The sequence below is a fragment of the Pseudoalteromonas sp. S3431 genome (genome assembly GCF_000690035.1).
Taxonomy (GTDB): domain Bacteria; phylum Pseudomonadota; class Gammaproteobacteria; order Enterobacterales; family Alteromonadaceae; genus Pseudoalteromonas; species Pseudoalteromonas fuliginea.
In genome coordinates, this window is record NZ_JJNY01000049.1 from 40,669 (window position 1) to 47,567 (window position 6,899).

The 6,899-nt window shown below is 37.8% G+C and carries 7 protein-coding genes; 3 read left to right on the forward strand and 4 right to left on the reverse strand.

Annotated features, from left to right (window positions below; genetic code table 11):
* Positions 1-21 precede the first annotated feature (21 nt).
* On the forward strand, positions 22-618 hold the full coding sequence (locus DO88_RS06580; protein WP_007377965.1) for a DNA-3-methyladenine glycosylase I: 597 nt from the start codon (positions 22-24) through the stop codon (positions 616-618).
* Between the two features lie 242 nt (positions 619-860).
* Here DO88_RS06580 and DO88_RS06575 read toward each other — a convergent pair whose 3' ends face one another.
* The gene (locus DO88_RS06575) at positions 861-2,297 is read right to left on the reverse strand and encodes a sigma-54 dependent transcriptional regulator (RefSeq protein ID WP_007377967.1); all 1,437 of its coding nucleotides are present in this window, start codon (positions 2,295-2,297) and stop codon (positions 861-863) included.
* 354 nt (positions 2,298-2,651) lie between these two features.
* Between DO88_RS06575 and fliS the strand changes: the two genes are divergently transcribed.
* Positions 2,652-3,053: a flagellar export chaperone FliS gene (fliS, locus tag DO88_RS06570; protein ID WP_007377968.1), complete on the forward strand. Its 402-nt coding sequence runs from the start codon at positions 2,652-2,654 to the stop codon at positions 3,051-3,053.
* An 8-nt stretch (positions 3,054-3,061) separates the two neighbouring features.
* The gene (locus DO88_RS06565; protein WP_033031494.1) at positions 3,062-3,376 is read left to right on the forward strand and encodes a hypothetical protein; all 315 of its coding nucleotides are present in this window, start codon (positions 3,062-3,064) and stop codon (positions 3,374-3,376) included.
* 390 nt (positions 3,377-3,766) lie between these two features.
* Here DO88_RS06565 and fliD read toward each other — a convergent pair whose 3' ends face one another.
* The 3 genes from fliD to DO88_RS06550 all read right to left on the reverse strand — a co-directional run.
* Entirely contained in the window at positions 3,767-5,209 is a 1,443-nt protein-coding gene (fliD, locus tag DO88_RS06560) for a flagellar filament capping protein FliD (RefSeq protein WP_007379097.1), read from the reverse strand.
* Between the two features lie 48 nt (positions 5,210-5,257).
* A complete protein-coding gene (locus tag DO88_RS06555; protein ID WP_007379096.1) occupies positions 5,258-5,680 on the reverse strand; it encodes a flagellar protein FlaG in 423 nt (140 codons plus the stop codon).
* Positions 5,681-5,824: 144 nt separating this feature from the next.
* A partial coding sequence (locus DO88_RS06550; RefSeq protein WP_033031496.1) for a flagellin occupies positions 5,825-6,899 on the reverse strand: 1,075 nt, incomplete at its 5' end.

A 6,899-nucleotide genomic window follows, 5' to 3' on the forward strand; every position in this document is an offset into this window, starting at 1 on the left:
GACGCACGCTAAGGAATAATAATGAGTGAGCAAATAGAATGCCGTTGTCCATGGCTAGACACGACTAAACCTGACTACGTTACTTACCATGATGAAGAATGGGGGGTGCCACTTTATGATGACCAAAAACTATTCGAATTTATAACTCTTGAATCAGCACAGGCGGGTTTGAGTTGGTACACCATATTAAAAAAACGCCAAGGTTATAAAAAGGCATTTGCTAATTTTGATGTAAAAAAAGTAGCTGAATTTACATCAGATGACATTGAGCGTCTAATGTTAAATAAAGAGATTGTTCGTAACCGTTTAAAAATTGCAGCAACTGTTAATAACGCAAAATGTTTTATCGATATTCAAAAAGAGTTTGGTAGCTTTAGCAACTATCAATGGCAATTTGTGAGTAATAAGCCGCTTGTTAGTCACGTGAATAATATTGAGGACTACCCTGCTATAACTGAACAATCAACTGCATTTGCTAAAGACTTAAAAAAGCGAGGATTTAAGTTTTTAGGCCCAACAACAGTCTATGCACACATGCAAGCCTGCGGTATGGTTAACGATCACAGTAATGACTGTTTTAGAAAAGAAGAAATTATTAAGGCTTTTAGTGGTGAGTAAGCAGGTAAATAGGTAGGTAATTAAAAGCTTCGCTTTTCACGCGAGCAAGCTCAGCGTCTACGCCAAAGTTTTGATTTGAGGTTGCTTTGTAGACGCGCTGCTTACAGGCGTTCAAAAACGTAGTTTTTTGGATGGGTGTTTAAATAATTAAAAGCTTCGCTTTTCACGTGAGCAAGCTAGACGTCTACCACCAAAGTTTTTGAGGTTGTTTTGTAGACGCGCTGCTTGCAGGCGTTCAAAAACTAATCTCTTGAAAGGTTATACTTTTTCATTTTTTCAACTAGCGTGGTTCTGCGTACACCTAATATTTCTGCTGCGCGAGCCACAACGTAATCAAAGCGCTCTAACGCTTGCGTTATTAAGCTAATTTCAAGCTCGGCTAAGTAATCTTTAAGTTCAATACCATCATCGGGCAACAACCCACTTCCAACTTGGTTAAACTCTGCTTCAGGTTCGTTTTCGTAATCACTGAATCCTGTGCTAAATATATCGTTAAACGCGTCTTTTTCCATTAACTCTTCTGGGTACTCAGGCTCATATGCTTCTACCTCAATATAGCGGTATTTATTGGGTAAATCGGGAATATCGACTACCTTTTCAGGAAACATAATAACCATTCGTTCCACTAAATTAGCTAGCTCACGAATGTTACCAGGCCAAGCATGCTCTTTTAAGCTCTCCACTGCGCGCTCAGTAAACTTAGCGGTAGAACCTGTTTGATCGTTAACACGGCGCATCAGTTCTTTTAAAAGCAGTGGAATATCATCTGCGCGCTCACTTAATGACGGGTTTTCAATAGGAAATACATTTAATCGATAGTACAAATCTTCACGAAAACTACCTTCCTCAATCATATTTTCTAAATTTCGGTGCGTTGCAGCAATAACACGTACATCAGCTTGAATCGCCTTTGTACCGCCAACTCGCTCGTAACTGCGTTCTTGTAATACGCGCAGCAACTTAACCTGCATTTGCAACGGCATATCACCTATTTCATCTAAAAACAGCGTACCACCTTGTGCAAGTTCAAAGCGTCCTTTACGAGCGGATATTGCTCCTGTAAATGCCCCTTTTTCATGGCCAAATAACTCACTTTCTAATAACTCCGCCGGAATAGCACCACAGTTAACAGGCACAAATGGCCCATTGTTACGCTTAGAAAGCAGGTGTACATTACGAGCAACGACTTCTTTACCGGTTCCTGACTCACCTAAAATTAAAACATTAGCGTCCGTTTTTGCCACTTGCTCAATTAAAAAGCGTACATCTTTTACTGCATCTGTTTCACCCACTAGCCCGTCAAAGGTTTTAAGGGGTTTGGTATGTTTATGTCCATTTGGTAACATTCGCTGATATTGCTGACAATCGTGAAGCAACTGTGTTGTTACTTCATGACTAAACGGTTCGCAAATGAGGCCAACCACATTAGCAATGCTTAGTAATGGTTTAAGGGTTTCGCCTATTAATAAAAAAGGTAAGGTTGGGTAGCGCTTAATTAAACCTTCGTGATCAAGAAACTGCAATGCACCTAAAATGATCATGCATTCTTTTTGTTGGTACTTTTCACACTCTTGTTCAAAATTTGTTTCATTTAACAATTGTACTGCTTCACCAATAAAAGTAAGCGATGCATTTAAACCTATTGCGCGATTGTTATTATTATCTAAAATCAAGATCATATTTAGCGAGCCGTACTTTCACTCATTTATTTAATTACCTAAATTGTAAGCCAGTTCGCCATGGATGCAAGCGATAGCGGCATTTTTTTGACATAAACGCCAAAAAACAGACAGCTAGTTAAAATAACAATACTTAAGAGTTAATCATTAAGTACCAATTATTAAAGTTGTGTCAAAATCATTTTTTTAAAATTATTTAATTCCTTAGCAAAGCTGACTTTCTTAGTAAATATAATCTAATATTAGCTTAAGTTGAAAGCGAACATGCCGATAAATAGATAAGTAAAAAATGCTTGGCATTATTATTGCTTTTATTTTTACATAATTTTTATCGTTTAAATCTAGGATTTCCCCATGGCTCATGTTTCAGTAAAAAAATACAGTCAAGTTCGTGTAAGTAATATTGCCGAAATGACCCCGTACGAACAAATAAATCTTATTTTCAGTAATATTATTGGTCGTTTAGCAGCTACAAAAGGATTTATTGAGCGAAAAGAGATTGAAAAAAAGGGCGAGAATATATCAGCCTGCGTTTTGTTATTCGGCGCGCTGCAAGATGCACTTAATTTAGAAGTAGAACAAGACCCTAGTATTTCTAACAACTTATTGGCACTTTACGATTATTGCCAACGCACATTAACCAAAGCCAATTTAAATAATGATGTTGACGCGGTATTAGAGGTGTCTAACATTGTAAAAGAAATAAAAGAAGGCTGGGATAATATTCCTGTTGATCAACGTGTTTCTGCGGTTTAGCTTATATTATGAATGCGAGTAATGCTTCAGAGCAGCTAACAACAAATCAAGCAGAACATATAAAAATACTGCTTAAGGAAATTGAATCGTTAGTGAACGATAATAATGCCGATGAAGCTCAACCCATTTTAAAAACCTTAAATACAGATTTAAAAAAATGGTGTGAAAGTAATAACAGCCCTAATGCAGAGCAATTACAGTCAATTCAAATTACAATTAATTCCATTTTAGCTAAAGCTAACATAGCTAAAAGTGAATCATCTAAAGCAATTATTAAGTATAAAAAGTCAGGAAGGGCTATTAAGGCTTATAAAGCGACTTAGTAAGTAAATTAAATAACTTTATTCAATACTCTATATATTACACGTAATTTATACCAATCAGCTTAATTAAGTGAGCTATTTTGAGGAAAGAAAACCTTGTCGATAACTGGGCAAAAATTTCGTTATTTAGTTGTTCTATATCAGAAATTTTTAACACAGTTAGCGCCAAGTTTAAGCCCTCAAATTTATCGAGTTTTATTGCAGATTGGTATTAGCGCTGAAAATAGCTGCCCGAGATAGATTTATTGTCCAGAGTTTAGGTTAAATAGACCCCATATAAGCAGATTAGTATAAGTATTATCTCAGATAAATATTACACAATAAAAAACCGCTAAGTTTAAACTTAGCGGTTTTTTATTGATCACGTTTAGTAAAGCTTTTACTAAAGGATTAATTTGATTGTCTAACTACACCTGGCATATTTTCTAATTGAGCTTGAACATAACTACTGGTGTTATTAAGGCTTGCAACTAATAAATCCATTGCGTTATATTGAGCATATAGTCGAGACGATAACGATTCCATTTTACTTGTTAAACTCTCTCGCTGATCATCTAAATCATCTAGTTGATTTGTTTTACTATCGATTCTGTTTTGAATAATTCCGTCAGAATCTGTATAGAAACTCATTAACTCATCAAACGACTGTGCAAAACCACCATCATCATCGTTACTGCCAACAAAAAACTGCTGCACAGAACCTACATCTGCATTAATTTGGTCACTTAAGGTATCACTATCTAAACTAAGCACACCATATCGGTCTGTTGTTACACCTAGTTGTGAAAGTGACAGCGAATTACCTTCTACATTAACTGAATTTGTTATTGTATCTCTTAGTTTAGACATGACTCCACGTAATAAGGAATCTCCCGCCATTACACCTACGCCATCTTCGCCAGATGCACCTAAAGTGTTACTAAGTTCTAGCAACTCATTGTAGCTTGCAATAAAACCGCTTAAACCACTTTTAATATTATTATTATTTTCAGTGACCGATATGTCACTTATGTCACCACTATCCGCGGCATCATGCAGTTTTTTAGCGGTAATATCGACACCATCAATCACATTACTAAACTCGTTAGTACTGCTAGATACAACCAACGTGCCATCAATGGTGATTTGTGCATTCTGCGCAGCGTTTACTTCAGTTAAGTTAGTTGTATGATTTAGGGGGTCTGCATCTGTTACATCATAGGCTAATCGAGATAATCCACCTGTATCTGTATTATTACCATCACTGTCTTGTACAGTGATTTTAATCGCGTTTTCTTCACCGGTCTCTTTACTTGTGAGCACTAGGTGCTGACCTAAATCACTTGTTACTATCGTTGCAACAACTGAGTCATTACTATCATTGCCAGTAAAAGGCCCGTTATTAATTTGGTCTCGTAAGTCTTCTAAAGTATTGGTAGCCGATAAAACAGTGGAGAAACTATTATCACCAGAGCCTATCGTAATTACACCTGCCCCTATTGCCTCATCTGAAGTAAATGCGCTTGATGATAACTTATGAGCCTGCGCTAATGCATCCACTTTTACGTTATAACTGCCTGGTTGTGCGTCTTCATCTGCACTTATTGATATAAAATCATCAGTGCCTGATGTACTACGTTGCTGATATTTGTCACTATCACCAAGGGCTTCCATTGAGGTTTGCACTTTTTCAAGCGCTGACTTTAACGCCCCAACGGCTGAAATATCAGTTGTTAAACTAGCTTCTTTAGTATTTAAACGGGCTTCAGCTGGTGCTTGTTCTGAATTTACTAATGCATCAACAATATCTGATACAGCTAAACCAGAGCCTAAGCCATTAAACGAAATAGACATACTTCACCTCTTTAAATACTTAAAAAACAAACTAATTTAATATTGATACTAAACCGTTTGATCAATCAAAATACCTGCCGATTCAGACAGCTTAGACACTAAGCTTAATACTTCCTCCGAAGGATATTGCTTAATTACTTCTCCACTGTTTTTGTCGAGCACTTTAATTACATCACGTCCTGAATCTTCATCTACTTTAAATTGCAGACTGCGATTCATTTCTCCCATAAAGTCCTGCAATTGTTGCGCCATTTCTTCTAGTTGCTCACGTTCTAAAGGCTGTTGTTTATCTTCAGCCTCTTTTTCATACATTTTCTGCTGCAATTGCTGCTGGGTCTGTGTATCTACTTGCTTTACATCATCAATAGCACGTTCAGTTAAATTACTAGCAGTGTTACCTGCTTGCTTTACATCACTCGCTGTAGTTGAAACTGGCAACATCGTTTCCGAGCTTGAAGTTATGGTGTTCATATCACCTCCTGCATTACGCATATGATTGGTACTAATTGTAGCTTTAAACTACAAAAGGAGATAGCTAAAGCCATCTCCTTTTTAATTACTAATACTGACTTTTTGTATTAGTTAGCCAACAACCTAGCCGCTACTATTAGCTTATTAACCTAGTAGGCTAAGCGCTGTTTGCGGTAACTGATTCGCTTGCGACAAGATTGATGTACCTGCTTGTTGCAATATTTGGTTTTTCGTCATCTCTGCTGTTTCTGTTGCGAAGTCAGTATCTTGAATTCGGCTACGTGATGCAGACACGTTCTCTGATATATTCGCTAAGTTACTTATTGTGTGGTCAAAACGATTTTGCACCGCACCTAAGCTCGCTCGTTGTGAGTCGATGTTTGCAATCGCGTTATCAATAATTGCTAACGCATCTTGCGAGCCTTTCTGGCTTGTAATATCAACATCAGCAACATCATTTAGCTTACTTGTTACATCAGTTGTACCGGCGGCTAAAGACGCATCACTTGCTTGAGCACTAAATGTCTCTGAAGAATTCAACTGAACAGCACCTGATACTCTCGTTGCACCAGCGGCTGTATTTAATGTTACCGCTGTACCAGCAGCCCCATCATAACCTTCTGGAGTAACATCAAGTTCAACTGTAGGTGTACCGGCACTGTCTGTTAAATCTGCAAATGTAATATCTGCACCATTATTGTTCGATACAGAAAGAGCACCATTTTCGATCGTTGCAGTTACACCATGCTCGTCTGTTGCACTGTTGATAGCTTCTGCTAATGCTTGCTCATCACCTGATTTAGAACCTGTAGCAACAAATGATAACTTCTCACCATTAAGTTCAAAACTTACAGATTCATCTGCAGCAGCTAGCGCAGAAAGAGATAAGCCAGCTTCAGTTCTTGCTTGAGCTGTAACACCTGTAGAGCTCGTTACACTGTTAATTGCAGCAGCTGCATCTTCTGCGCTAGCGCCTGCAGCAATAGTAACTTGAGCGTCATTACGTCCAGAGATATCATATGTACCGCCTGCAACAGCACTTGTTGCTAGTGTTGCTGTAGCAGCTGCAGCTTGACCAAAACCATCTGCTGCTGCTGATTGTAGATTAACTTGGTTAGAACCAATTTTTTCTGCCGCTACACTAGACAGTGATACGTTAATTGTTTCGTTTGCATTTGAACCAATTTGGAATGATTTTGAACCGAAGCTGCCGTTCAAT